The sequence below is a fragment of the Streptomyces sp. NPDC001339 genome, assembly GCF_042895955.1.
Classification (GTDB): domain Bacteria; phylum Actinomycetota; class Actinomycetes; order Streptomycetales; family Streptomycetaceae; genus Streptomyces.
This window is the reverse complement of sequence record NZ_JBIAWT010000006.1, coordinates 515,830-538,484: the sequence shown is the minus strand read 5'-3', so window position 1 is coordinate 538,484 and position 22,655 is coordinate 515,830. Positions and strand designations below refer to the sequence as shown.

Here is a 22,655-nt window from a genome sequence, read left to right as displayed (position 1 = left end):
GTCTCTCTCCCCCCGGGGGCGACGGCCCCGCTTCCCGGTGCTCGCTCACCCCACCCGCGCGGCCCGGTACGACCGCCGGTAGTCGACCGGCGGGACGCCCAGCACCCGGGTGAAGTGCCGACGCAGGTTGGCCGCCGCTCCGAGGCCGGCGAGCTCCGCCACCCGGTCCACGGGCAGGTCGGTGCTCTCGAGCAACTCCCGTGCCCGGGCGATCCGCTGAGCCTGGAGCCACCGCAGGGGTGTGGTGCCCGTGGCGGCATGGAAGCGCCGGACCAGGGTGCGGGGGCTGGTGTGCGCCTGACGCGCGAGGTCGGCCACGGTCAGCGGCCGGTGCAGGCGTTCGGCGGCCCACTGCAGGACGGGCGCCAGCGAGTCGTCGCGGCGTTCGGGCAGCGGCGTCTCGATGTACTGCGCCTGCCCTCCGGGGCGGTGGGCCGGGGCGACCAGCTGACGGGCCAGCGAGTTGGCGGTCTCGGCGCCGAAGTCCTCGCGTACCAGGTGCAGACAGACATCGATGCCGGCCGTCGATCCCGCACCGGTGAGCACATCGCCGTGGTCGATGTAGAGCACCGACGGGTCGACGGTGATGGCCGGGTACCGCTCGGCGAGCAGCGCCGCGTACATCCAGTGCGTGGCGGCCGTCCGGCCGTCGAGGAGCCCGGTCGCGGCGAGGGTGAAGGCGCCGGAACACAGGGAGACCAGCCGTGCGCCGCGGCGGTGCGCCGCGAGCAACGCCGCGACGAGTTCGTCCGGCGGATCGCCGTGCACATCCGCCGACCCCGGCACCAGAACGGTGTCGGAGGTCACCAACTCCTCGGCCCCGTACGGGGTATGGGTGTGGAACCAGGGGCCGGTGCGGGCCGGTTCGGTGCTGTCCGTACCGATCGCGCAGACCCGCAGGTCGTACCAGTCAGGGGGTGTCTGGATCCGGTCGAAGCCGAAGACATGGCAGGGGATGGCGAGTTCGAAGAACGGTATGCCGTCCGTGACGACGACCGCGAGGGAAGGCATGCGGCGAGTATGCCAGGACGAGTGGCAGGAATGTAGCGGGAGGTGTCAGGACTGCCACTCGTCGCGGCTGGACCGGCCGCCCATGCTTGACCGACATGACCACTCCAGTCTCCGAAAACCGGCCGACGGGCACCTCCGCGACCGCCCCTGACCCGGGCGGACATGCCGAGCCGCAGGGCGCGGCGGAACCCGCCCCCGACCCCCGCCGCTGGCTCGTCCTGGCGATCGCCTCCGCGGCCCAGTTCCTGGCCGTCCTCGACCTGCTCGCCGTCACCATCGCGTTCCCGGCGATCGGCCGGGACTTCGCGCCGGCGCCCACCTCCGCGCTGTCCTGGGTACTCAACGGCTACACCGTCGTACTCGCCGCGTTGCTGGTACCGGCCGGCCGGATCGCCGACGAGGCCGGGCGGCGGCGCTGCTTCCTGCTCGGCATGGTGCTGTTCGGCCTGGCCTCCGCGGCCTGCGGCGCGGCGCCCACCCTCCCGCTCCTCGTCGCGGCCCGCGTGGTGCAGGGCGCGGCGGCCGCGGTTCTGATCCCCACCTCGCTCTCCCTCGCCCTGCCTGCCTTCCCGTCGCGGGAGCGGGCGACCGCGGTCGGCGCCTGGACCGCGGTCAGTGCCGTCGCGGCGGGCTCCGGCCCGGTGCTGGGCGGACTGCTGGCCGCCGCCGACTGGCGGCTGATCTTCCTGATCAATGTGCCGGTGGTGCTGCTCGCGGTCGGCGCGGGCGTACGGCTGCTGCCCCGTTCGGAACGCGGTGAACGGCAGCCCCTCGACCTGCCGGGGACGGCACTGGTGCTGGTGTGCGTCGGCGCGCTGGTGACCGCGTGTGTCCAGGCCCCCGAGTGGGGCTGGGCCGGACCCGCCACGCTCGCCGTGCTCGCCACCGGACTGCTCGCCGGCGTGCTGGGGGTGCGTCATGTACGCCGCGCCCCCAAGCCGGTCATCGATCCGGAGCTCTTCCGGACGCCCGGGTTCGCGGCCGCCACGCTCGGCCTGATCGGCTACTTCGTGGCGTACGGGGCCATGATGCTCAGCGGCACCCTCCTGTTCACCGAGGTCTGGCACTACTCGGTCCGGACGGCCGGGCTGGCGCTGGCGCCCTGGCCGCTCACGGTGCTGGTGGTCTCCGCGCTCTCCGGCCGGATCGTCCGGGCAGTCGGTGAGCGGGGCACCGGCGTCATCGGCGCGCTCTGCTTCGTGGCGGCCGCCCTGTGGTGGCTGCTGCTCGCCGATGCGGACGGTGTGGGCCCGCATTACGCGGTGCGCTTCCTGCCCGGTCTGGTCCTCGCCGGCCTCGGCACCGGCCTGTACCAGCCGGTGATGTTCGCGGCCGCCGGTCTGCTGCCCGCCCGCCGGCTGTCCCTGGGCTCCGGTGTCCTGATGGTCTCGCGGCAGGTCGGGACGGCGCTCGGGGTGGCCGTGCTGATCGCCGTCGTGGGGGATCAACAGGCGCCGGGTATGGCGGAGTTGCGCGGCGGCTGGGCCATCGCGGCGGTGACCGGGGCGGGTGCGGTGGCCGCGGCGCGGGCCCTGCGCCCCCGGCCGACGGGCGACCGTACGACGGGGGACTGACCGCTCCCGCGCTCCGGTACGGGTGTGAACGACCCCGCCCCTCTCCCGCACGGGCCGGGAACGGGCCCCTCCGCCCGCTCACCGCGACCCATGCGCCGACATCCCCGGGACTCCCTCCGCCTGGCCCGGGAAACGGCCAAGATAGGCAGATGGGATTCCATGTCGACTCAGAGGCCGGGCGGCTGCGCCGGGTCATCCTGCACCGCCCCGATCTGGAGCTGAAGCGGCTCACGCCGTCGAACAAGGACGCCTTGCTCTTCGACGATGTGCTGTGGGTGCGCCGGGCGCGGGCCGAGCACGACGGTTTCGCGGACGTGCTGCGGGACCGGGGGGTGGAGGTGCACCTCTTCGGGGATCTGCTGGCCGAGAGCCTGCGGATCCCCGAGGCACGGCAGCTGGTTCTGGACCGGGTCTTCGACGAGAAGGAGTACGGCCCGCTGGCCACCGACCATCTGCGGGCGGCCTTCGACGAGCTGCCGGTGCCGGAACTCGTCGAGGCGCTGGTCGGCGGCATGACCAAGCGCGAGTTCCTGGAACGCCACCCGGAGCCGACCTCGGTCCGCTTCCATGTGATGGACCTGGACGACTTCCTGCTGGGCCCGCTGCCCAATCACCTCTTCACCCGCGACACCTCCGCATGGATCTACGACGGGGTGTCGATCAACTCGATGCGCTGGCCGGCCCGGCAGCGCGAGACCGTGCACTACGAGGCGATCTACCACTACCACCCGCTCTTCCGCGGTGCGGATTTCCACGTCTGGTCGGACGGGCAGGCGGACTTCCCCTCGACGATCGAGGGCGGCGATGTCCTGGTGCTGGGCAGCGGCGCGGTGCTGATCGGGATGAGCGAGCGGACCACGCCGCAGGCCGTCGAGCTGCTGGCGCGCGGGCTGTTCGCGGCCGGTTCGGCGCGGACGATCGTGGCGCTCGACATGCCCAAGCGGCGGGCGTTCATGCACCTGGACACCGTGATGACCATGATCGACGGGGACACCTTCACCCAGTACGAGGGGCTCGGCATGCTCCGCTCGTACACCATCGAGCCGGGCGCGGGCGACCACGACCTCAAGGTCACCGACCATCCACCGGAGCATATGCACCGCGCCATAGCGGCCTCGCTGGGACTGACCGACATCCGGGTGCTGACCGCGACCCAGGACGTGCACTCCGCCGAACGGGAGCAGTGGGACGACGGGTGCAATGTGCTGGCCGTGGAGCCGGGTGTGGTGGTGGCGTACGAGCGGAACGTCACCACAAACACCTTCCTGCGCAAGCGCGGCATCGAGGTGATCACGATCCCGGGGAGCGAGCTGGGACGCGGACGCGGCGGGCCGCGCTGTATGAGCTGCCCGGTGGCACGGGACGCGGTGCCCGGGGCAACCTGAGGCATGCTGCGGGAGGACGAGCGCCCAGGGCTTCGCTTCGCATAGGGATGCTAATGCTCGTATAGAATTCCAGCTGTACGTCCGTCCCGACCGTCGCGAATCAGGAGCCCACCCATGGCGATAGACCTCACCGGCCGCCACTTCCTCAAGGAGCTGGACTTCAGTGCCGAGGAGTTCCGCCGACTGATCGACCTGGCGGCCGAGCTGAAAGCGGCAAAGCGCGCCGGCACCGAGATCCCCCGCCTGCGGGGCCGGAACATCGCCCTGATCTTCGAGAAGACCTCGACCAGAACCCGCTGCGCCTTCGAGGTCGCGGCCGCCGACCAGGGCGCCTCGACCACCTACCTCGACCCGTCCGGCTCGCAGATCGGGCACAAGGAGTCGGTCAAGGACACCGCGCGCGTCCTCGGCCGGATGTTCGACGCGATCGAGTATCGGGGCCACGGCCAGGGCGTCGTGGAGGAGCTGGCCGCGCACGCCGGCGTCCCGGTCTACAACGGCCTCACCGACGAGTGGCACCCCACCCAGATGCTCGCCGACGTGCTCACCATGGCCGAGCACAGCGACGGGCCGCTGGACCGGATCGCCTACGCGTACCTGGGCGACGCCCGTTACAACATGGGCAATTCCTACCTGGTCACCGGCGCCCTGCTCGGCATGGACGTGCGGATCGTGGCCCCCCGGCTGCTGTGGCCGGACGAGACGATCGTCGCCGTGGCGCGCGAGCTGGCCAAGTCCTCCGGCGCCCGCATCACCCTCACCGAGGACGTCCCGGAGGGCGTGCGCGGGGCGGATTTCGTCGCCACTGATGTCTGGGTGTCGATGGGCGAGCCCAAGGAGGTGTGGGACGAGCGGATCGCGCTGCTCGGCCCGTACGCGGTGACGATGGACGTGCTGCGTGCCACCGGCAAGCCGGACGTGAAGTTCCTGCACTGCCTGCCGGCCTTCCACGACCTGGGCACGGACGTCGGCCGGGAGATCCATGAGCGGCACGGACTGACCGAGCTGGAGGTCACCGACGAGGTCTTCGAGTCCGCGCACTCGGTGGTCTTCGACGAGGCGGAGAACCGGATGCACACGATCAAGGCGGTACTGGTCGCCACCCTCGCCGGCAGGCGGCCCGGCGAAGTGGCGCAGTAGGGAACATCACACTGCATAGTCATACGGCGAGGCGGGCGATCATGCAGTGGTAGCGGCTACCATCGAGCTGCTCGCGGGGTCCGGACCCCACCCGGTCCGGACCCCGCTCCGCGCGCGGCCCACCCCCGCCGCGCGCACCGCACCACCAGAGAGAGAACCACCCCCATGCCCCCCTCAGGTCCGTCCGGTCTGCGCATCAAGTCCCCCGACCTGCTCATCGCCGAATCGGGCGCGGACCTCGAAGGCCACGTCCTCAAGCGCAGCATGGGGCTCTTCCAGCTCGTGTGCTTCGGCGTCGGCGCCATCGTCGGCACCGGCATCTTCGTCGGTCTGTCCGACACTGTCGCCGCGGCCGGCCCCGCCGTGGTCGTCTCGTTCGTCCTGGCGGCCGTCACCTGCGTCTTCACCGCCTTCTCCTTCGCCGAGCTGGGCGGCGCGATTCCGGTCTCCGGCAGCTCGTACTCCTACGCGTACGCCACCCTCGGCGAGCGCGCCGCCTTTCTCGTCGGCTGGTGCCTGCTGCTCGAATACGGCGTCTCGGTGTCGGCGGTCGCCGTCGGCTGGGGCCAGTACCTCAACGAGCTGCTGGGCAACCTGACCGGCTGGCAGCTGCCCGCCGCGCTCGCCAACCCGCCCGGCGAGGGCGGCATCGTCAACCTCCCGGCCGTGGTCGTGATCCTCCTCGCCACGCTGCTGCTGGTCCGCGGCGTGCGGGAGAGCGCCCGGGCGACCGCCGCGATGGCCGTGCTCAAGCTCGCGGTCCTGGTGCTGTTCTGCGTCATCGGCTTCAGCGCCTTCCGGGCCGGAAACCTCTCGCCGTTCGCGCCGCAGAGCGTCGCCGGAATCACCTCCGGTGCCTCGGTCGCCTTCTTCTCGTACATCGGCTTCGACGCGATCACCACGGCCGGTGAAGAGGTGAAGAACCCCCGGCGGAACATCCCGGTGGCGATCATGGTGTGCATCGGTGTGGTCACCGTCCTGTACTGCCTGGTCGCGCTGGCCGCCATCGGCGCGCTCTCCTCGGACCAGGTCGCCGGGCAGCCCGCCGCGCTGTCGCTGATCGTCAACCGCGTCACCGACTCGACGTTCGGCGGCGGGGTGATCGCCTTCGGCGCGGTCATCGCCATCGCCTCGGTCGTCCTCGCGGTCATGTACGGCCAGACCCGGATCCTGATGTCGATGTCGCGGGACGGGCTGGTTCCGCGGGTCTTCGAGCGCGTCTCGCCTCGTACGTCCACTCCGGTCGCCAACACCTGGATCGTCGCGGCCGTCTTCGCGGTCCCGGCCGCGGTCGTCCCGTTGGACGTGGTGATGAACCTGACCACCATCGGAACGCTGGCGGTCATGGCGGTGGTCAATGTCAGCGTGCTGGTGCTCCGCCGCACCCGCCCCGACCTCCCGCGCCGCTTCCGCGTCCCGCTCTTCCCGCTCAGCCCGCTGCTCGGCATAGCCTTCTGCGGCTATCTGATGTACGGCACCGGCCCGGTGACCTGGCTGCAGTTCGCGGGCTTCCTGGCGGCGGGTGCGGCTGTGTACGCCCTCTACGGACGCCGTCGCTCGGCGCTTGCCTGACCGCTGCGCTTGGCTGGCTTCCCACGTTGTCGGCTTTCCCGCCGTGCCTTCCGGTTTCGCCGTTGCGCCTGCGGCGGGCGTGGGTGTGTCGGGTGCGGGTCCGCTCCTCCGGACTTCGTCCTGCGGAGCGGCCCCTCCCGGGAGTGGGAGGGAAAACGGTGAGTGGGGGTGTACGTACGCGGTCCGCTTCCTGCGGACGATTGCTTACGTACACCCCCACTCGTCTTTCTCCACCCACCCACGGGAGGGGGCGCACCGCAGGACGGCAGTCCGGAGGGGCGCACCCGTGACGTACAGCCCCGCGCAGCGGCAACGGCCCGCCGCCAGGCGCCACGGCGGGAAAGCCAAGTACGTGGGAAGGCAGCCAAGCGCAGCGGAACGCGTAGCGGTTTGGTGACGGCGGTCACCAAACGGTGATAACTTCACAGCGCATCCGGAGAACATCCACCGGCCGACCCGCCAAAGGGGGCAGGCAGTCCGATGAGCCCGTTCGCAGGATCCGCCCGAGCCACCGACTCCTGGCAGCATCTCCGTGTGACCAGGAAGGACGGCATCGCCACGGTCACACTGGCGCGCCCGGAGAAGCTCAACGCACTCACCTTCGAGGCCTACGCCGACCTCCGCGACCTGCTCGCGGAGCTCTCCCGGGAGCGCTCCGTACGTGCCCTCGTCCTTGCCGGAGAGGGGCGCGGATTCTGCTCCGGCGGCGATGTCGAGGAGATCATCGGCGCCACTCTGGACCTGGATACCGCACAGCTGCTGGACTTCAACCGGATGACCGGGCAGGTCGTCCGGGCCGTGCGGGAGTGCCCGTTCCCGGTGATCGCGGCCGTGCACGGCGTCGCGGCCGGCGCCGGGGCGGTGCTCGCGCTGGCCGCGGACTTCCGGGTCGCCGATCCGTCGGCCCGGTTCGCCTTCCTTTTCACCCGGGTCGGACTCTCCGGCGGTGACATGGGCGCGGCCTATCTGCTGCCCCGCGTCATCGGGCTCGGTCATGCCACCCGGCTGCTGATGCTCGGCGACACCGTACGGGCCCCGGAGGCCGAACGGCTCGGCCTGATCAGCGTGCTGGCCGAGGAGGGGCATGCGGACGAGGCCGCCGCCGCGCTCGCCAAGCGGCTCGCCGAGGGCCCCGCGCTGGCGCACGCCCAGACCAAGGCGCTGCTCACGGCGGAGCTCGACATGCCGCTGGCCGCCGCCGTCGAGATGGACGCCGCCACCCAGGCGCTGCTGATGAACAGTGCCGACTACGCGGAGTTCCACGCCGCTTTCACGAAGAAGCGGAACCCCCAGTGGCAGGGGAAGTAGCCATGCGGGTCGCCGTGATCGGCGGCGGACCGGGCGGGCTGTACGCTGCCGCCCTCCTCAAACGCCTCGACCCCGCCCGCGAGATCACCGTATGGGAGCGCAACGCCCCCGACGACACCTTCGGCTTCGGGGTCGTCCTCTCCGACGAGACGCTCGGCGGCATCGAGCACGCCGACCCGGAGGTCTACCGCGCGCTCCAGCGCGAGTTCGTCCGCTGGGACGACATCGACATCGTGCACCGGGGCCGCACCCTCACCTCCGGCGGGCACGGCTTCGCGGCGCTCAGCCGACGCCGGCTGCTGGCCGTACTGCACCGGCGCTGCCGCGACCTCGGCATCGAGCTGCGGTTCCGCACCGAGGCGCCGCCCGCCGCCGAGCTGGCCCGTACCCACGATCTGGTGATCGCCGCCGACGGGGTGCACAGCGCGACCCGCACCGCGCACGCCGACGCCTTCCGCCCGCAGCTGACCACCCACCGCTGCCGCTACATCTGGCTCGCCGCCGATATCGCCTTCGACGCCTTCCGCTTCGAGATCGCCGAGACCGAGTACGGCATCGTCCAGCTGCACGCCTACCCCTACTCGCGGGACTCCTCCACCGTCATCGTCGAGATGCGGGAGGAGATCTGGCGGGCGGCCGGGCTGGAGCGGGCGGACGAGCGGGAGTCGGCCGTATGGTGCGCCAAGGTCTTCGCGGAAGCGCTGGGCGGACGGCCGCTGCGGGGCAACAAGTCCAGCTGGACCCGGTTCCGTACGGTCGTCAACGACCGCTGGTCGTACGGCAATACGGTGCTGCTCGGCGATGCCGCGCACACCGCGCACTTCTCCATCGGCTCCGGCACCAAGCTCGCCGTCGAGGACGCCCTGGCGCTGGCCGCCTGTCTCCAGGAGCAGTCCGGCACCGCCGCCGCGCTCGCCGCGTACGAGGCGGAGCGCCGCCCGGTCATCGCCTCCACCCAGCGCGCCGCCCGCGCCAGCCTCGCCTGGTTCGAGGAGCTGGCCACCTACGCCGACCAGCCACCCCGCCAGTTCGCGTTCAATCTGCTCACCCGCAGCCGCCGGGTCACCCATGACAATCTGCGGCTGCGCGACCCCGCGTTCGTCGCGGGCGTCGAGGACGAGGCGGGCCACCCGGACGGCACCCCGCCGATGTTCACCCCGTTCCGGCTCGGCGAACTGACCCTCCGCAACCGGGTCGTGGTCTCCCCGATGGACATGTACTCCGCCGCGGACGGCGACGGCACCCCCGGCGACTTCCACCTCGTCCACCTCGGCGCCCGTGCGCTGGGCGGCGCCGGCCTGGTGATGACCGAGATGGTGTGCGTCAGCCGTGACGGGCGGATCACCCCGGGCTGTACGGGGCTGTACACGCCGGGCCACGAGCGGGCCTGGCGCCGGATCACCGACTTCGTCCACGCCTCGGCGCCCGGGACCGCCATCGGTGTGCAGCTCGGCCACTCGGGGCGGAAGGGCTCCACCCGGCTGATGTGGGAGGGCATCGACCAGCCGCTCCCGGACGGCAACTGGCCGGTCGTGGCGCCCACCGAGCTGCCCTACCGGCCCGGCGTCAACCAGGTTCCGCACGCCCTGACCGGGCCCGAACTCGCCGCGATCCGCGAGCAGTTCGCCCGCTCCGCCGAGTCCGCCGCCCGGGCCGGCTTCGATCTGCTCGAACTCCACTGCGCGCACGGCTATCTGCTCTCCGGCTTCCTCTCCCCGCTCACCAACCACCGTACCGACGCCTACGGCGGTGACCTCACCGCCCGGCTGCGCTTCCCGCTGGAGGTCTTCGACGCGGTCCGGGCGGCCTGGCCCGCCGGGCGCCCGATGACCGTCCGTATCTCCGCGACCGACTGGGCGGACGGTGGCACCACCGCCGAGGACGCGGTGGCCATCGCGGCGGCCTTCGCCGAGCACGGCGCGGACGCCATCGATGTCTCGACCGGGCAGGTCGTCCCCGATGAGCGCCCCGACTTCGGGCGCTCGTATCAGACGCCGTTCGCCGATCGCATCCGCAACACCCTGGGGGTGCCGGTCATCGCGGTCGGCGCGATCTCGTCCTGGGACGACGTCAACTCCCTGGTGCTGGCCGGGCGCGCGGATCTGTGCGCGCTGGGCCGGCCGCATCTGTACGACCCGCACTGGACGCTGCACGCCGCCGCCGAGCAGGGGTACTCGGGGCACGGTGCCCCCTGGCCGCTGCCCTACCAGGCGGGCAGCCGCACTCCGCCGACGGGGCGGACGGACGCGCCGAAGCCCCGCCTCACGCTGCGGTGACGGGGGAGGCACGGGCAGCGGGGCGGGGCCGTCTCTGGGGCGGGCCGGGTGATTCCCGGCGCCGAGGCGGGGCCGGGGCCGGTGGGGCGATCAGGGCAGCGGCGGTGCGATCGGCACGCTGGTGACCTGCGCGGTGGTCACCGGTTTGCCGTGCTGTTCCACACCGACCTCGACCTGCTGACGGCCGCGATCGGCGGGGCCCGCCACCGGGTCCGCGGTGGTCCGTGCCCGGACCCAGCACGGCGCGTCCAGCTCGGCGTACCCCTCGAAGGCGCAGTCCATGGCCGTCGGCACGGTGACCTCCGGCGTCATCGCCTGCGCGGCCTGCCAGGCAGCCTCGATCATCAGCATGCCGGGTGCGTGATCGGCCGGGTGGCCCAAGAGCACCGGATGGGAGGTGTCCGCCCGCAGCAGCCAGCGGTCCGGCCGGCCGGTGGGGGAGAGCACCACCTCACGGTCGCGGTCCCGGCCGACCAGCTGCGGGCTGACGGCTTCGGGCAGCGGCAGCCGGCGGGCGCGGGAAAGCGCCGGATCGCTGTACCTGCCGCGCAGTCGACGGTAGACGGCAGGGCTGTGACAGGAGTAGTCGACCACCGCCGAGGCCAGGTCGGCACCGTCGCACCGCACCCGGAACTCCTGCCGGGCGCCTGCCAGTTGGCTCCCGTGGCGGACCAGGTCATGGTCGGTGACGCGGAGCTCCACCTCGGCCGGTTCGTCGGCGGTGCGCGGCGCCCGGGGCGCGAGGTCGTAGCGGATCCGCCGCCAGAGGACCGGATGGTCGAGCGGGACGCGGTGCGCCACATGGCTCAGTAATATCCCGGCCTGCCGGAGGGTTTCGATCAGCAGCAGCGGATCCGGATCGTGCGGCCCATGGGCCGACGCGTAGAAGCTGTGCGCGCGTGGCCACCGCGCGCTCACCACCCAGCTGTCGGCCGTGCCGCGCCGCCAGTTGGTCAGGAACACCTCGGACGCGGCGGTGCGGCGCCCATACGCACCTGGCACCGTCGCGGTCGCAACGGACTGGCGGTCCCCGTCGCCGGACCGGACTCCGCCGTCGTGGCGCCGGTCGCGCCAGGACGGCATGAGGGTGGCGCTGGCCATGGGCATCCCTTCTCCGGTCTGGAACTCAGGTCTGGAACTCAGGTCTGATGGGCCGCGCCTTGCCGGGCGCCCCAAGGCGCCAAGATACGGACCATGTGGTTTGTTTACTAGTGCCAAGGCTCGTTCTTCAACGGAGCAAGGCGGGCTTCGCACCGCACGTGCCTGCTTGACCACCGATCACCCTCCGTATGCTCTCTTGGAGTTTGCAGGAGTATGTAGCCGAATGCGCCCCGTCGCTGTCACCGCACGGTTGCTCTCCGCATCATGAAGAAGCCCACCAGGCGGTATGGGCGGCAGGGAACGCCACCGCCGTATGTCGAAGAGCCAGGAGCAGCCCCATGTCCCCCACCGCCGTTCCCGACCTGCCCGCCATGCAGCGGGAGGTCCGGCTCGCCGCTCGTGTCACCGGCGAGCTGACCACCCGGCACTTCACGATCGCGGAGGTTCCGGTGCCGCGGCCGCAGCCGGGACAGGTGCTGGTGCGTACCCGTGTGATGGCGGTGACCGCCGCGATGCGGACGCAGATGACCGGAGTCCCGCTGCCGATGCCCTCGTTCGTACCGGGCGAGGCGCTGTGGGGCTCCGCGGTCGGTGAGGTGGTGGAGGCGCCCGGCGGCGGCTTCACACCCGGCGAGCTCGTTCACCACCCTTACGGCTGGCGGGAGTTCGCGGTCGTCGAGGAGTCGCGGGCGCGCCGGATCGATCCGGACGTGCTGCCGACCCCCGCCGCGCATCTGTCACAGGGCGCGACCGCCTGGGGGGCGCTCCGCCGGGCCGCGGGCGTCCGGCCGGGGGACACCGTGTTCGTCACCGGCGCGGCCGGCGGGGTGGGCAGCCTCGCCGGGCAGCTGGCGCGCAGGCTGGGCGCCGGCCGGGTCATCGGCAGCACCGGTTCGGAGGACAAGGCCGCCCGGCTGCGCGCCGAGCTCGGGTACGACGACACGGTCGTGCGCGGCAGCGGTTCGATCGAGCGGCAGCTGCGCCGGGCGGCCCCGGACGGCATCGACGTCCTGCTGGACACCGTGGGCGGCGAGCAGTTGGCCGCGGCGCTCGCGGTGGCCCGCCCTGACGCACGGTTCGCGCTGGTCGGGGCGCTCTCCAGCCAGTTGGGCGAGGGCGGTGGGGTCACCGCTCCGGTGGAGCTGGACGCGGGGCTGATCATCACGCGGCGGGTGACGCTGCGTGGCTTCGGACTGTACGCGCACCCGGATCTGGCGCAGGAGTGGACGCGGGAGTTCGGTCAGGGCCTGCGGGACGGGTCGCTGGTCTTCCCGCACGCTCTGCTGAAGGGCATCGAGCAGGCCCCCCGGGCGCTGTGCGAGCTGACACAGGGGCGCCACATCGGCGCCGTACTGGTGGAACTGTGATGCTGGGCACGCCTCACCGGCAGCTGACGTCCCCTCACCTGCGCGACATTCCTCACGTGTGGGGCATGCCTCACACGTGTCACCCGTGGGGCATGCCTCATGTGCGGGGTGCGTCTCCGCGGCGCGGTGTGCCTCCGCTGTGTGGTGCGTCTCCGCTGTGTGGTGTGCCTCGGGCGGGCGTCCGGCCGTAACGGCCCGGCGGGGTCAGCCGGCCGCCGGGAGCTCCGCGGGCGCGGAGAGGCCGGCGGCCGGAACCGGTTCCTGCGCGGCCGGCAGCAGGGACCACAGGCCGGTCACGGCCTCGCTGTCCCACCACATCCCGTCCTCGCCGCCCAGGTGCAGCAGACCCACCACGATCGAGGTCAACAGCTGGGCGGTACGCCGTGGTTCGGCATCCGGGCCGACGGCGGTCGGTCCGGATACCTGCCCGGTCCCGCAGGTCACCGCCTTGTCGAGGAAGAGCGCGTACCAGCGCTGCTCCAAGGCGTAGATACCCAGGCCCGGCGCGGTCTCCGGGCGCAGTCGCAGTCCGGCGCGCAGTACGGCGTCCTCCTCCACCCGGCTGAACAGCTCGACGGCGAAGTCCCGTACGGCGACCGCGAGCGGCGCCGGGGAGTGGGTGAAGGCGTCCTCGATCTCCTGCAGGATGATGAGCGAGGAGTCCCGCACCGCCAGGGTGAGGTCGTCCTTCGAAGTGAAGTGGAAGTAGAGGGCCCCCTTGCTCAGGCGGGCCCGCCGGCTGATCTCGACCATGCCCGAGGCGGGAACCCCCTTCTCCAGGAAGGTCTCTGCGGCCGATCGGATGAGTGCCTGGCGGCTCTGGATGGCGCGATGCTGGATGGGCACGGTGTCCGTCCCGTCTCTAGTACGGCTGCGAAGCTGATTGCAGTCTACATAGAAAACCAACCATGCGGTTCGATATTGTCCAGGAGGTTGGCTGGAACTGGCCGGCGCTGACGCGAAGACGACCTTCCACTCCCACTCCGATCCCGGAGTGACGCACGGGAGGCTTGTGTTTCCGGGCCTGGTCCGGGGCGGGGCGCGTTGTCGGACCGTCAGGATGTGACAAAGGCACATTGACAAACAGCGCAGGCGGTTTTTAAATCTCCGGCAGGCGGTAAAACGGGACGATCCCTTCCGTTGCCACCGCCGCGACGGTCGCGTACCGCGTTGGACCGCGGTGCGTCATGGCGAGACCGCCTCTGCCTCTACCAGTCGTCGACCGCAGGCCGCCCGACCAGCCGAGCCAGCAACGTCACCCGAACCCCCCGCACCCCCATCGGAATCCGGAAAGGTCTCCAGCCATGCGCGTAGCAATGGAAGTCCGCGATCGTCCCGTGAGAGGCGCACGGGCCGCCGCCGCAAGCGAGACGATCAGGGCTGCCGTCTTCGATCTGGACGGCACTCTGGCCAACACCCTGCCGGCGATCAGCAAACTTCTGGTCAAGGTGGCCGCCGAGCAGGGATGTTCGGTGACCGCGCGACAGGCGGCCGCCGCCATCGGCAAGCCGCCGGGCCCCGCCTTCGGCCGGCTGCTGGGCAAGCCCGAGGACGACACCCGGGTTCAGGCCGCCATCTCCCGCTACCGCGAGCTGTTCGCCTACGAAGTCCTCTGCCAGGGGCCGCAGCTGCTTTTCCCCGGCGTGACCGCGGGGCTGTCCGCGCTGCGCGCCCACGGTGTCGAGCTGGCCGTCGCCACGTCCAAGACCACTCGCAGCGCCGAGGCGCTGCTCGACGTCATGGGGATCCGCGACCTGGTCGGCCCGGTCATCGGCCAGGACATGGTCCGGCGCGGCAAGCCGCACCCGGAGATGGTGCTGCGGGCGGCCGAACGGCTGGGCGTCCCGGCCTGGCAGAGCGCGTATGTGGGGGACACCGTCGGGGATATGCGGATGGCGGTCACCGCGCGCATGGAGCCGGTCGCGGTGACCTACGGGGTCGGCACGTTCGGCGAGCTCGCCGGGGTCGCCGGCACCCGGATGTGCAGTTCGTTCAAGGACGTGGTGTCCGTGATAGCCGCCTCCCGGCCGCGCCCGGCCGCCGCCATGGTGGGCGCCCAGCCGCGCCGCCGCTGACCCGGCGGACGGGGGGCCGGTCCCCCGAGTACCGGGGAACCACGGGCCGGGGAACCACGGACCAGGGAAGCCTCGCACGGAACAGGGAGCCATGGGGCGGGGGCTACGGGCCGCCCAGCGCCTCGCTCACATAACGGGCGCCCGCGTCCCGCAGTGCGCCGTGCAGCCGGCCGAACACCTCCGCCGCGCGACCACCCGGCCAGCCCTCCGGCAGGAGGGGAGAGGGCAGTCCGGGATCGGCGTACGGGAGACGGCGCCAGGCGTCCAGCGCCAGCAGATAGTCGCGGTAGGCCTCCTCCGGAGGCGCCGTGCGCCGCCGTGACCAGCGGCGCAGGACCGGCTCCTGTTCTTCGAGGAAGGCGTGGTACTGCGCGGCGACGGCGGTCAGGTCCCACCAGCGTGCCACTGCGTCCGCCGTGGCGGCGAAGCCGGTATGCGTACCGGTGAACAGCTCGACGTACGGCGTCAGTTGCAGCCGCTCCAGGGTGTGCCGGGTCTCCTCGTAGAGCTGCGCGGGGGCGATCCACACCCCCGGGGCGGCGGTGCCGAAGCCGAGCCGGGTCAGCCGGGACCGCAGCAGATGCCGCTTGTGCCGCTCCTCCTCGGGAACGGAGAAGACGGCCAGCACCCAGCCGTCGGACAACCGCGCGGCCGGCCGGCCGAAGATCCGCCGGTCTCCGTCCTCCAGCAGCTGGCGGGCCGCGTCGGACAGCCCGTAGCCGGCCGCCCCGGTGCCCGTCCGGGCGGACACCAGCAGCCCGCGCCGCTTGAGCCGGGAGACCGCCGAGCGTACCGACGGCGGATCCACCCCGAGCGCCCCCAGCAGCCGGATCAGCGCGGCGACCGGCACCGGCCCGGCCGTCCCGTCCCCGGTACCGGCACCGGACCGGCCGCGCCCGTAGGCGCCGTAGAACGTGACGATCAGGGACCGTGGGGTGCGCTGTGCTTGCTGGTCGGCCACCGGATCACTGTAGATCGGCCACCGGACCGGCGGAGGAGGGGCGGTCCGTGGCCCCTTCCGGCCTCCGCCCGGCCGCGTCCCCGACCTCACAGGCCTCAGGGCCCGACGTCACCGGCCTCAAGGCCCGGCCTCACAGGCCTCAGGGCCCGGCGCGCAGCCGGAAACGCTGGAGTTTGCCCGTCGGGGTGCGGGGCAGCGCGGCGTGAAAGACGATCTCGCGCGGGCACTTGAAGGGCGCGATACGGGTCTTGGTGAAGGCGCGTAGCGCGGCGACGGTCTCCTCGGCCTCCTCCTCATCGGCGGGCATACCGCTCCGCAGCACCACATGGGCGACGACCACCTCCCCCCGGTCCTCGTCGGCCCGTCCGACCACCGCCACCTCGGTGACATCCGGGTGCCGCAGCAGTGCGTCCTCCACCTCGGGTCCGGCGATGTTGTAGCCGGCCGAGACGATCATGTCGTCCGCCCGGGCGACATAGCGGAAGTAGCCGTCGCGCTCGCGGACATAGGTGTCGCCGGTGATGTTCCACCCGTCCCGGACGTACTCCGTCTGCCGGGCATCCGCCAGGTAGCGGCAGCCGGTCGGCCCGCGTACGGCCAGCAGGCCCGGCTCACCGTCCGGCAACGGGGCGCCGTCCAGGCCCACCACCCGCGCCTGGAACCCCGGCACCGGCAGCCCCGTCGTGCCCGGCCGGATCGCCTCGTCGGCCGCCGAGATGAAGATGTGCAGCAGCTCCGTCGCGCCGATGCCGTTGATGAGCCGCAGGCCGGTCGCCTCGTACCAGGACTGCCAGGTCGCGACGGGCAGGTTCTCACCGGCCGACACGCACCGGCGCAGTGAGGAGACGTCATGGCCGGCGAGCCGCGGCAGCATCGCCCGATAGGCGGTCGGGGCGGTGAACAGCACCGAGATCCGGTGCGCCGCGATATCCGTGAGCAGCTGTTCCGGCCCGCCCCAGTCGGTGAGCAGAGCCGAGGCACCGGCCCGCAGTGGGAAGATCACCAGCCCGCCGAGGCCGAAGGTGAACCCCAGCGGCGGACTGCCGGCGAACACGTCGTCGGGGGTCGGCCGGAGCACCCGCGCCGAGAAGGTGTCCGCGATGGCGAGCACATCGCGGTGGAAGTGCAGACACCCTTTGGGGCGGCCGGTGGTGCCCGAGGTGAACGCGATCAGCGCGACATCGTCGGCCGAGGTCGCCACCGCCGGGTACGGTGCGCCACCGGGCCGGGCGAGCTGCCGCAGATCGGCCGGGCCGTCCCCGCCGTACGTGGTGATCCGCAGCCCCGGGACCCCGGCCCGGGCGAGGTCCTCGACCGAGCGGATGTCGCACAGCGCATACCGCACCCGGGCGATCTCGCAGATCGCGGTGAGCTCCTTGGGGCGCTGCGCGGCCAGTACCGTCACCGCGACCGCCCCCGCCTTCATGACGGCGAGCCAGCAGGCGGCCAGCCATGGCGTGGTGGGACCGCGCAGCAGGACGCGGTTGCCCGGCCGCACGCCCAGCTGTCCGGTGAGCGCATGGGCGATCGCGTCGACCTGCGCGCGCAGCTGCCCGTACGTCCATACCGGGCCGTTCGCGTCACGGAAGGCCGGGCGGTCCGCGCCGAACCGCCCGATGGTGCCGTCCAGTAACTCGGCGCCGCAGTTCAGGCGGTCGGGATAGCCCAGATCGGTGAGGTGCGGCCACTGCTCCCGAGGTGGCAGCCGGTCGCGCGCGAAGGTGTCGGTGTGTGCCGAGGACCGTAGCTCCATGGCGGATACGCCCCCTAGGACGGCCGGGTGGCCGGGTGGCCGCGACCGGTCGACGAGGTGCCGGCGAGTGCTGGTGAGGTGCTGGGCGAGGTGCGAGGACTGCCGTTCGGATCCTGCGTCAGCGTAACGTGTCTGTGACGGCAGTCAACAGTCCGCAATAAAGACCGGAAAGCCTAGCGAAGAAGACCGCACATCCCCGTGTGACCGGAAGCCCCCGTGACCCCGTGTGAGAGACCGTCACCGTCACCGTTACCAGGGAGCCGCCTCATGACCGTATTCGCACTGGGACCGGAGGAGCAGGAGTGGTGCGCCGCAGTACGCGCCATGACGGCCGAACGGCTGCGCCCGCTGGCGGAGAAGGGGGAGCCGGGCCGGGTCAACCGCCCGCTGGTCGCCGCCCTGGGCGAACTGGGCCTGCTGCGCCGCCTGTTCCCGGCCGACGCCGCACCGCGCGCCCTGGACCTGTGCCTGCTGCGCGAGTCCCTCGCCCGGGAATGCACGGAGGCGGAGACCGCACTGGCCCTCCAGGGCCTGGGCGCCCACCCGCTGGTCCGCTCCGGGACCGACGCCCAGCGCGCCCGTTGGCTGCCCGAGGTGGCCGCCGGCCGTGCGATCGCGTCCTTCGCGCTGAGCGAGCCCGGCGCGGGGTCGGATGCCGCCGCGCTGTCTCTGACCGCGGAGCCGGACGGCCCGGACGGCTGGCGGCTGACCGGCGAGAAGTGCTGGATCTCCAACGCCCCCGAGGCCGACTTCGCCACCGTTTTCGCCCGTACCGGGGACGCGGGCGCGCGAGGGGTCACCGCCTTCCTCGTCCCCGCCGGCCGGCCGGGGCTGACCGGAGAGCCCCTGGACATGCTCAGCCCGCACCCCATCGGCACTCTGGTCTTCGACGGCACGCCGGTGACCAGGGCGGATGTACTGGGCGAGGTGGGCGGCGGATTCGCCGTGGCGATGGCCACGCTGAACCTCTTCCGGCCGAGTGTGGGGGCCTTCGCGGTCGGCATGGCGCAGGCCGCGCTGGATGCGGCCCTGGCGCATGCCGGGGCGCGCACCGCGTTCGGGGGACCGCTCAAGGACCTCCAGTCCGTGGGCCACCAGCTCGCCGAGATGGCCACCCGGGTCGAGTCCGCCCGCCTCCTGGTGTACGCGGCCGCCTCCGCTTACGACACCGGGGCGCCCGGCATCGTCCGCCGCTCGGCGATGGCCAAACTGCTGGCGACCGAGACCGCCCAGTACGTCGTCGACGCCGCGGTCCAGATCCACGGTGCCCGCGCGCTGCGCCGTGGCCACCTCCTGGAACACCTCTACCGGGAGGTCCGCGCGCCGCGCATCTACGAGGGCGCGACGGAGGTGCAACGCTCCATCATCGCCAAGGAGCTCTACCGGGACTGAGCTCGATACAGGTGGCGGTCGGAGGCCGGCGGTCGGCGGTCGGAGGTCGGAGAGCGGAGGTCGGAGATCGGCTGCCGTCGGGCGATTGTCAGTGGCGGATGTCAGGCTGAAACCGGCGGACATCACACAGCATCCGCGAAGGGAAACGCCATGATCACCACTGATTTCGTCCCCGGCTCACCTTGCTGGCTCGATCTCGGTGCCCCCGATGTCGAGGTCGCCGCGGCTTTCTACCGAGCGGTGTTCGGCTGGCGGGCCGAGCCGTACGGTGGCCAGGGCGCGGGCGGATACTCCCTCTTCCGGCTCGACGGCAAGGTGGTCGCCGCGGCCGGCCCGCTCACCGAGGACGGCGCGCGGTCCGCCTGGATGATCTACTTCCACACCCCTGACGCGGATGCCACGGTCGAGGCCGTGGAGCGGGCGGGCGGCACGGTCCGCTCGGCACCGGCCCGGGTCGGCGCCGAGGGCGGCCGCTTCGCCCAGCTCACCGACCCCCAGGGTGCGGAGTTCGCCATCTGGGAGCCGGCGGGATACCTGGGCATCGAAGCGGCGGACGGCCCCGGCGCACTGGGCTGGACGGAGCTCTACACCACCGACCCGGCTGCCGCGCGGACCTTCTACCGGACTGTCTTCGACTGGCACACCCAGGACGTGCCGCTCCCCGGCGGGAGCGGCACATACACCCTGCTCCGCCCCGCCAACTGCGGGGAGGACCGGGCGCACGGCGGCCTCCTCGGTGTCCCGGCCGACCTCCTCGGACCGGCCGGAAGACCGTACTGGCACCCGGTGTTCGGCTCCAGGGACTGTGACGCCTCCGTCGGCCTGGTAACGGGCAACGGCGGCAGGCTCGCCATGGGCCCGGAGACAGTCGAGGGCGTCGGCCGACTGGCCGTCTGCACCGACCCGGCAGGCGCGGAATTCGTCCTCCTCACACCGCAGCAGCCGCTCTGACGCACCCATAACGCACCCACGCGGCCAGCCGATCACCGATCCAGCACAGGGACATGCGCCTTCCAGGACAACCGTCTTCTCCAGTGCCGTGGATTCTGACGTGACCCCGATGGCCTGGTCGGTACGACGCTCATCGGCAGCCCCGCGTTGCCGTCTCCGGTGCGTCAGGATCCGCAACTCCTTGCGTCACCAACTCGCGGCGCGACAAAGGGAAATGAACAGCCACTGCCGCCGTACGACCGCACAGCACACACCACGGATTCGCGTACAGGTACGTCCGCCGGCGGCGCTGCCACCTGGTTCCGTAGCCCCGCTCGGCAGACATGCCGTCTCTGGAGCCGACGCCACCCGTTTGGGTGTATTCCATGATCGAAAAGGTTGTCGCGCGTAGGCCAGGCAGATGATTCGGTGAGAGTCTCTCCTGATAGGGGTGGGGTATCGATGACCGTTCAGTTCCGTGACCGCGCTCTCGCGGCCTCTGTCCTCGTGGGCCTGGTTTCCAGCCTGTCCCTTGCCGCTTCGCCTGTGGCGGCCGCGCAGAGGGCAGCCAGTCCGGCGGGGAGCACGGCACACCGCGTTGCCATCCCCGTGCAAGACGATGCCAGTAACTTCAGAATTTCCTGGCAACCAGGGGGGAGCGACACTGATCTCCTCATTGCTCAGGGCACGGTCACAGTGTCAGACGAAAAGGAGTCCTACACGATCGAGGGCGAGCTCTCGATCGGCGGAAGTGTCCAAAACTGCAACTGGTTTCACGGGGGGACAAAAATGAGTGTGCGGCGCGACGGCGAAGAATGGGCTCCCCAAGGCTCCGAGCGGTGGGGCTGGAAGCAGATCTCCGAAGAACGCACATGCAATGAATTGCACTTTAAGCCTGTGCACTTCGAGTACACCGGTAAGTGGGATGTAGGAGATCTGGCCGTTCTCATCGATATTCGATCGAATCCGATCGTCGGCTCCTACATGTACAGCGACAACGCACGGTGTGCGATGCAGGCCGGAAAGCTCAATTGTTGAACGGATACCCATCTCCTGCACAAGCAGAGCTTCGGCGCAGTTCATGCCGGGTTCATGCTCACCCGAAGCCCTGGCTCACCGGCGGCCGAGGACGTACAACCTCCTGGTGACGGGGCGTGAGCGCAAGGCGATCAACCGGAACTACTTCCACTCCTACGTCTGGTCCAAGAGGTGCCGCCGCACCCCCTCCTGACCTGCATCAGCACAGGTCAGGCAGGGTGCGGCGGCGCCCGCCCGTCAGATGTCCCGGAAGATTTCGATCTGGGCGCCGATGGAGTTGAGGCGTTCCGCCAGGTCCTCGTAACCGCGGTTGATGACATAGACGTTGCGCAGTACGGATGTGCCTTCGGCGGCCATCATGGCCAGGAGGACGACGACGGCCGGGCGCAGGGCCGGCGGGCACATCATCTCCGCGGAGCGCCAGCGGGTCGGGCCGTCGACCAGGACGCGGTGCGGGTCGAGCAGTTTGACCTGGGCACCGAGCCGGTTGAGGTCCGTCAGGTAGATCGCGCGGTTGTCGTAGACCCAGTCGTGGATGAGGGTCTGGCCCTGGGCGCTGGCTGCGATGGCGGCGAAGAAGGGGACGTTGTCGATGTTGAGGCCCGGGAAGGGCATCGGGTGGATCTTGTCCAGCGGGGCCTGGAGCTTGGAGGGGCGGACGGTCAGGTCGATGAGGCGGGTGCGGCCGTTGTCGGCGGCGTACTCCGTGCTGCGCTCGTGGTCCAGGCCCATCTCCTCCAGGACCGCCAGCTCGATCTCGAGGAACTCGACCGGGACGCGGCGGATGGTCAGTTCGGACTCGGTGACCACCGCGGCCGCGAGCAGGCTCATGGCCTCCACGGGGTCCTCGGACGGTGCGAAGTCCACATCCCGCTCGATGTGCGGCGTGCCGTGCACGGTGAGGGTGGTGGTGCCGATGCCGTCGACCCGGACGCCCAGCTCCTCCAGGAAGAAGCAGAGGTCCTGGACCATGTAGTTGGAGGACGCGTTGCGGATGACCGTGACGCCGTCGTGGCGGGCGGCGGCCAGCAGTGCGTTCTCGGTGACGGTGTCGCCGCGTTCGGTCAGGACGATCGCGCGCTTGGGGGCGGCGTCGCGGTCGACCTCGCCGATGTAGGTGCCGTCGGTCGCGGTGATCTCCAGTCCGAAGTGCCGGAGCGCCGTCATATGCGGCGTCACGGTACGGGTGCCGAGGTCGCAGCCGCCCGCGTACGGCAGCTTGAAGTGGTCCATCCGGTGCAGCAGCGGGCCGAGGAACATGATGACGCTGCGGGTGCGGCGGGCCGCCTCCATGTCCATGGAGTCGAGGTCGAGTTCGGCGGGCGGGACGATCTCCAGGTCGTTGCCGTCGTTGATCCACCGGGCGCGGACGCCGATGCTGCCCAGCACTTCGAGGATGCGGTAGACCTCCTCGATACGGGCCACCCGGCGCAGCGTGGTGCGGCCCGCGTTCAGCAGTGTGGCGCACAGCAGCGCGACACAGGCGTTCTTGCTCGTCTTGACGTCGATACTGCCGGACAGGCGGCGGCCGCCGACCACCCGTAGATGCATCGGTCCGGCATAGCCGAGCGAGACGATTTCACTGTCGAGGGCCTCGCCGATGCGGGCGATCATCTCAAGGCTGATGTTCTGGTTTCCGCGCTCGATGCGGTTGACCGCGCTCTGGCTGGTACCGAGTGCCTCCGCGAGCTGCGTCTGTGTCCAGCCACGGTGCTGTCGTGCGTCGCGGATGAGCCTGCCGATGCGTACGAGGTAGTCGTCTGCCATGCGTC

At 71.4% G+C, this 22,655-nt stretch carries 17 protein-coding genes; 11 read left to right on the top strand and 6 right to left on the bottom strand.

Annotated features, from left to right (window positions below; all coding sequences use genetic code 11):
- Nucleotides 1-45 precede the first annotated feature (45 nt).
- Nucleotides 46-1,011, bottom strand: a complete 966-nt coding sequence (locus tag ACFY12_RS20530; protein WP_390717234.1) for a helix-turn-helix domain-containing protein — start codon at nt 1,009-1,011, stop codon at nt 46-48.
- 95 nt (nt 1,012-1,106) lie between these two features.
- Between ACFY12_RS20530 and ACFY12_RS20525 the strand changes: the two genes are divergently transcribed.
- The 6 genes from ACFY12_RS20525 to ACFY12_RS20500 all read left to right on the top strand — a co-directional run bounded on the left by ACFY12_RS20525 (nt 1,107) and on the right by ACFY12_RS20500 (nt 10,266).
- Entirely contained in the window at nt 1,107-2,585 is a 1,479-nt protein-coding gene (locus ACFY12_RS20525; RefSeq protein WP_390717233.1) for an MFS transporter, read from the top strand.
- Between the two features lie 149 nt (nt 2,586-2,734).
- Nucleotides 2,735-3,970, top strand: coding sequence for an arginine deiminase (locus tag ACFY12_RS20520; protein ID WP_390717232.1), 1,236 nt, complete (start codon nt 2,735-2,737; stop codon nt 3,968-3,970).
- Nucleotides 3,971-4,084: 114 nt separating this feature from the next.
- Nucleotides 4,085-5,110: an ornithine carbamoyltransferase gene (gene argF, locus ACFY12_RS20515; protein ID WP_390717231.1), complete on the top strand. Its 1,026-nt coding sequence runs from the start codon at nt 4,085-4,087 to the stop codon at nt 5,108-5,110.
- A gap of 165 nt (nt 5,111-5,275) precedes the next feature.
- Nucleotides 5,276-6,682, top strand: a complete 1,407-nt coding sequence (locus ACFY12_RS20510; RefSeq protein ID WP_390717230.1) for an amino acid permease — start codon at nt 5,276-5,278, stop codon at nt 6,680-6,682.
- Nucleotides 6,683-7,162: 480 nt separating this feature from the next.
- On the top strand, nt 7,163-7,990 hold the full coding sequence (locus ACFY12_RS20505; protein ID WP_390717229.1) for an enoyl-CoA hydratase family protein: 828 nt from the start codon (nt 7,163-7,165) through the stop codon (nt 7,988-7,990).
- 2 nt (nt 7,991-7,992) lie between these two features.
- Nucleotides 7,993-10,266: a bifunctional salicylyl-CoA 5-hydroxylase/oxidoreductase gene (locus ACFY12_RS20500; protein WP_390717341.1), complete on the top strand. Its 2,274-nt coding sequence runs from the start codon at nt 7,993-7,995 to the stop codon at nt 10,264-10,266.
- Nucleotides 10,267-10,356: 90 nt separating this feature from the next.
- On the opposite strand, the gene ACFY12_RS20495 is transcribed toward ACFY12_RS20500, so the two are convergent.
- On the bottom strand, nt 10,357-11,367 hold the full coding sequence (locus ACFY12_RS20495; RefSeq protein ID WP_390717228.1) for a ScbA/BarX family gamma-butyrolactone biosynthesis protein: 1,011 nt from the start codon (nt 11,365-11,367) through the stop codon (nt 10,357-10,359).
- Between the two features lie 338 nt (nt 11,368-11,705).
- Between ACFY12_RS20495 and ACFY12_RS20490 the strand changes: the two genes are divergently transcribed.
- Nucleotides 11,706-12,734, top strand: coding sequence for an MDR family NADP-dependent oxidoreductase (locus ACFY12_RS20490; protein ID WP_390717227.1), 1,029 nt, complete (start codon nt 11,706-11,708; stop codon nt 12,732-12,734).
- Nucleotides 12,735-12,938: 204 nt separating this feature from the next.
- On the opposite strand, the gene ACFY12_RS20485 is transcribed toward ACFY12_RS20490, so the two are convergent.
- Entirely contained in the window at nt 12,939-13,580 is a 642-nt protein-coding gene (locus tag ACFY12_RS20485; protein WP_390717226.1) for a TetR family transcriptional regulator, read from the bottom strand.
- Between the two features lie 491 nt (nt 13,581-14,071).
- On the opposite strand from ACFY12_RS20485, the gene ACFY12_RS20480 reads away from it, so the two are divergent.
- Nucleotides 14,072-14,809, top strand: coding sequence for an HAD family hydrolase (locus tag ACFY12_RS20480; protein ID WP_390717225.1), 738 nt, complete (start codon nt 14,072-14,074; stop codon nt 14,807-14,809).
- A 103-nt stretch (nt 14,810-14,912) separates the two neighbouring features.
- Here ACFY12_RS20480 and ACFY12_RS20475 read toward each other — a convergent pair whose 3' ends face one another.
- Together ACFY12_RS20475 and ACFY12_RS20470 are read right to left on the bottom strand one after the other, a co-directional pair.
- Complete coding sequence (locus ACFY12_RS20475; RefSeq protein WP_390717224.1) at nt 14,913-15,770, bottom strand: PaaX family transcriptional regulator C-terminal domain-containing protein; 858 nt, start codon at nt 15,768-15,770, stop codon at nt 14,913-14,915.
- A gap of 139 nt (nt 15,771-15,909) precedes the next feature.
- The gene (locus tag ACFY12_RS20470) at nt 15,910-17,523 is read right to left on the bottom strand and encodes an AMP-binding protein (protein WP_390717223.1); all 1,614 of its coding nucleotides are present in this window, start codon (nt 17,521-17,523) and stop codon (nt 15,910-15,912) included.
- Between the two features lie 267 nt (nt 17,524-17,790).
- Between ACFY12_RS20470 and ACFY12_RS20465 the strand changes: the two genes are divergently transcribed.
- The 3 genes from ACFY12_RS20465 (at nt 17,791) to ACFY12_RS20455 (ending at nt 20,883) form a co-directional block, all read left to right on the top strand.
- Entirely contained in the window at nt 17,791-18,915 is a 1,125-nt protein-coding gene (locus ACFY12_RS20465; protein WP_390717222.1) for an acyl-CoA dehydrogenase family protein, read from the top strand.
- A gap of 150 nt (nt 18,916-19,065) precedes the next feature.
- The gene (locus tag ACFY12_RS20460; RefSeq protein WP_390717221.1) at nt 19,066-19,866 is read left to right on the top strand and encodes a VOC family protein; all 801 of its coding nucleotides are present in this window, start codon (nt 19,066-19,068) and stop codon (nt 19,864-19,866) included.
- A gap of 441 nt (nt 19,867-20,307) precedes the next feature.
- A complete protein-coding gene (locus ACFY12_RS20455) occupies nt 20,308-20,883 on the top strand; it encodes a hypothetical protein (protein ID WP_390717220.1) in 576 nt (191 codons plus the stop codon).
- Between the two features lie 237 nt (nt 20,884-21,120).
- Here ACFY12_RS20455 and ACFY12_RS20450 read toward each other — a convergent pair whose 3' ends face one another.
- A complete protein-coding gene (locus tag ACFY12_RS20450; RefSeq protein ID WP_390717219.1) occupies nt 21,121-22,650 on the bottom strand; it encodes a helix-turn-helix domain-containing protein in 1,530 nt (509 codons plus the stop codon).
- Between the last annotated feature and the right edge of the window lie 5 nt (nt 22,651-22,655).

Excerpts from the sequence above, each read along its gene's own strand:
- ACFY12_RS20530 (WP_390717234.1), bottom strand. The coding sequence starts at position 1,011 with ATGCCTTCCCTCGCGGTCGTCGTCACGGACGGCATACCGTTCTTCGAA.
- ACFY12_RS20525 (WP_390717233.1), top strand. The coding sequence starts at position 1,107 with ATGACCACTCCAGTCTCCGAAAACCGGCCGACGGGCACCTCCGCGACC.
- ACFY12_RS20520 (WP_390717232.1), top strand. The coding sequence starts at position 2,735 with ATGGGATTCCATGTCGACTCAGAGGCCGGGCGGCTGCGCCGGGTCATC.
- argF (WP_390717231.1), top strand. The coding sequence starts at position 4,085 with ATGGCGATAGACCTCACCGGCCGCCACTTCCTCAAGGAGCTGGACTTC.
- ACFY12_RS20510 (WP_390717230.1), top strand. The coding sequence starts at position 5,276 with ATGCCCCCCTCAGGTCCGTCCGGTCTGCGCATCAAGTCCCCCGACCTG.
- ACFY12_RS20505 (WP_390717229.1), top strand. The coding sequence starts at position 7,163 with ATGAGCCCGTTCGCAGGATCCGCCCGAGCCACCGACTCCTGGCAGCAT.
- ACFY12_RS20500 (WP_390717341.1), top strand. The coding sequence starts at position 7,993 with ATGCGGGTCGCCGTGATCGGCGGCGGACCGGGCGGGCTGTACGCTGCC.
- ACFY12_RS20495 (WP_390717228.1), bottom strand. The coding sequence starts at position 11,367 with ATGGCCAGCGCCACCCTCATGCCGTCCTGGCGCGACCGGCGCCACGAC.
- ACFY12_RS20490 (WP_390717227.1), top strand. The coding sequence starts at position 11,706 with ATGTCCCCCACCGCCGTTCCCGACCTGCCCGCCATGCAGCGGGAGGTC.
- ACFY12_RS20470 (WP_390717223.1), bottom strand. The coding sequence starts at position 17,523 with ATGGAGCTACGGTCCTCGGCACACACCGACACCTTCGCGCGCGACCGG.
- ACFY12_RS20465 (WP_390717222.1), top strand. The coding sequence starts at position 17,791 with ATGACCGTATTCGCACTGGGACCGGAGGAGCAGGAGTGGTGCGCCGCA.
- ACFY12_RS20460 (WP_390717221.1), top strand. The coding sequence starts at position 19,066 with ATGATCACCACTGATTTCGTCCCCGGCTCACCTTGCTGGCTCGATCTC.
- ACFY12_RS20455 (WP_390717220.1), top strand. The coding sequence starts at position 20,308 with ATGACCGTTCAGTTCCGTGACCGCGCTCTCGCGGCCTCTGTCCTCGTG.
- ACFY12_RS20450 (WP_390717219.1), bottom strand. The coding sequence starts at position 22,650 with ATGGCAGACGACTACCTCGTACGCATCGGCAGGCTCATCCGCGACGCA.